General features: G+C 49.1%; 3 protein-coding genes. 1 reads left to right on the top strand and 2 read right to left on the bottom strand.

Annotated features, from left to right (window positions below):
* On the top strand, window positions 1-1,202 hold a 1,202-nt coding region (locus ACTHUE_RS14555), incomplete at its 5' end, for a flotillin domain-containing protein (RefSeq protein WP_440423848.1).
* A 373-nt stretch (window positions 1,203-1,575) separates the two neighbouring features.
* Here ACTHUE_RS14555 and ACTHUE_RS14560 read toward each other — a convergent pair.
* Window positions 1,576-2,001 (bottom strand): F0F1 ATP synthase subunit epsilon, encoded by a 426-nt coding sequence (locus ACTHUE_RS14560; RefSeq protein WP_003683708.1) that lies wholly within the window; start codon window positions 1,999-2,001, stop codon window positions 1,576-1,578.
* Window positions 2,002-2,011: 10 nt separating this feature from the next.
* Window positions 2,012-2,874, bottom strand: an 863-nt coding sequence (gene atpD / locus ACTHUE_RS14565) for a F0F1 ATP synthase subunit beta (RefSeq protein ID WP_440423850.1), incomplete at its 5' end; no start/stop codon positions are given.

Genomic DNA, 2,874 nt, shown 5'->3' on the forward strand with positions numbered 1-2,874 from the left:
GTCTCGAACTCGAAACCGTTTCCCTGACCGGCCTCGACCAAACCAGCTTTGAGTTCTTCAACCCGCAAAACGCCTTTGACGCGGAAGGTTTGACCAAACTGACCGAAACCATCGAAGGCCGCCGCAAAAAACGTAACGAAATCGAACAAGACACCGACTTGGCAATCAAAACCAAAAACCTCGAAGCCGAGCAGCAACGCCTGAAAATCTCGCGCGAAGAAGAATACGCCAAACTCGAACAAGAGCGTGAAATTGCCGTCCGCCGCGCCGAACAAGAGGCCAGCATTGCCGAACAAGAATCTCAGAAAAAACGTGAAGCGGAAGAAGCAAAAATTGCCGCTGAACGCGAAGTGGATTTGAAACGCATTGCCGCCGAGCGCGATATTAAAAACGAAGACATTAGAAAAGCCCAAGCCGTTGAACAGGCAGAGGTTGAACGCCGCAAAGCCATCGAATTGGCCGAGCAAGACCGCGCCATCGCCGTTGCCGAAAAATCACGCGCCGAATCCGAAGCCAAAGCCGAAGCCGACAAAGCCCGTGCCGCAGCTGTTCGTGAAGAAGAAAGCGTGATTACCGTACGCGAAACCGAACGCGCCGAGCGTGCTAAAGCGGTCGAACTGATTGCCGCAGAAGAAGCCGCGCAAAAAGATGCGATTTCGCTCACTGTTGCCGCCGAAGCTGAAAAACAAGCTGCACAAGACCGCGCTGAAGCCGTGCGTATTGCCGCCGAAGCCGAAGCCGAAAAACACCGCCTGCAAGCCAAAGGTGAGGCCGATGCCAAAATTCTGTTGGCGCAAGCGCAAGAGCAACAATACAAGGTTGACGCCGAAGGTACCCGCGCTGTGAACGAAGCTGCCAACGTCCTGAGCGTTGAACAGGTTGAAATGCAAGTCCGCCTTGCCCTCTTGAAACATCTGCCTGACATCATCCGCGAATCCGTCCGCCCAATGGAAAAAATCGAAGACATCAAGATTTTGCAAGTCAATGGTCTGGGTGGCTTTGCCGGTGGTGCAAACGGTGCGGAAGGTGTTTCAGACGGCCAGACCACACAAGCCAGCCTTGCAGACCAAATGGTCAACAGCGCACTGCGCTACCGCAGCCAAGCTCCGTTGGTTGACGGTCTCTTGAAAGAGTTGGGGCTAAATGGTGGCGACATCAACGGCCTGACCCAAGGACTTGATAAAACCATCGACCAATCATAAACGAATGCCATCATAATGGTTTAAAGGCCGTCTGAAACTTTTCAGACGGCCTTTTGTTTATACAAGAGCTTCCACAAATTCTAATATTTTCAATACTGATCAATTCAGATCTGTTGTAGTAGCAATAAATTAGGAATCATCCAATCTATTTTTTGAGGATAAAAAAGATTGGGTGGACTATTTTAAATGTGAATCACAAGGCTAACTACTTCAATAATGATCCACCAATAATTTAATCATAAAAACCTGTTCTACCGTTTCGATTTCAAACTTGCCATCTACTCATCTATCGACATTTCAATATCAAGCCACTTATCTTCAGATAAATAAAAAAGCACAACATTTCGTTGTGCTTTTTCTTGATGAACCCACATTACTTGTTTTTTTGCGAACGAAGGTAATCCAAAGTTTTCAGCTGGGCAATGGCGGCTGCCAATGCTTTGTGCGCTTCAGCCAAAGATTTTTCGTCTCTAGCTTCAGAAACACCTGTTTCGGCTGCTTTTTTAGCTGCTTCAGCACGCGCCTGATCCATTTCTGTACTGCGGACGGCAACGTCTGCCAATACGGTAATCTTATCAGGCTGTACTTCTAAAACGCCACCGGAAACGGCAACCAGTACTTCTTCAGCTTCACCCGGAACAGTCAAACGCAATGCGCCGGGGCGTACCAAACTCATAATCGGCTCGTGTCGTGGATAAATACCAAGCTCACCTTGAACGGTCGGAACCACCACAAAGCTGGCCTCGCCCGAATAGATGTTTTGCTCGCTACTGACCACTTCAACTTGCATGGTGCTCATGCCGGCCTCCTTAGTTTAAGGTTTTCGCTTTCTCAGCCGCTTCTTCGATACCGCCTACCATATAGAACGCTTGTTCAGGCAGATGGTCGTATTCGCCGTTCAAGATGGCTTTAAAGCCGGCGATGGTGTCACGCAATGAAACATATTTGCCTGGAGAACCGGTAAATACTTCGGCAACGTGGAACGGTTGAGACAGGAAGCGTTGGATTTTACGGGCGCGCATCACAGTCAGTTTGTCTTCGTCAGACAATTCGTCCATACCCAGAATAGCGATAATGTCGCGCAATTCTTTGTATTTTTGCAGAGTAGACTGTACACCGCGCGCTACGTCGTAGTGCTCTTGGCCCAATACCATCGGATCCAATTGGCGTGAAGTAGAATCAAGCGGGTCAACTGCCGGGTAAATACCCAAAGATGCAATATCACGGCTCAATACGACGGTTGCGTCCAAGTGGGCGAAAGTTGTCGCTGGAGACGGGTCAGTCAAGTCATCCGCAGGTACATATACGGCTTGGATGGAAGTAATGGAGCCGGTTTGGGTAGAGGTAATACGCTCTTGCAAACGACCCATTTCTTCAGCCAATGTCGGTTGGTAACCCACTGCAGAAGGCATACGGCCCAACAGTGCAGATACTTCGGTACCGGCCAAAGTGTAACGGTAGATGTTGTCAACGAAGAACAATACGTCGCGACCTTTACCGTTTTCGTCTTTTTCGTCACGGAAATATTCAGCCATAGTCAAACCTGTCAAAGCAACGCGCAGACGGTTGCCTGGAGGTTCGTTCATTTGGCCATACACCATGGCTACTTTATCCAATACGTTGGAATCTTTCATCTCGTGGTAGAAGTCGTTACCTTCACGGGTACGTTCAC

It is taken from the genome of Neisseria sp. P0021.S005, assembly GCF_051956955.1.

Bases quoted from the DNA above. Each gene is read 5' to 3' on its own strand.
- ACTHUE_RS14560 (WP_003683708.1), bottom strand. From the start codon at position 2,001: ATGAGCACCATGCAAGTTGAAGTGGTCAGTAGCGAGCAAAACATCTAT.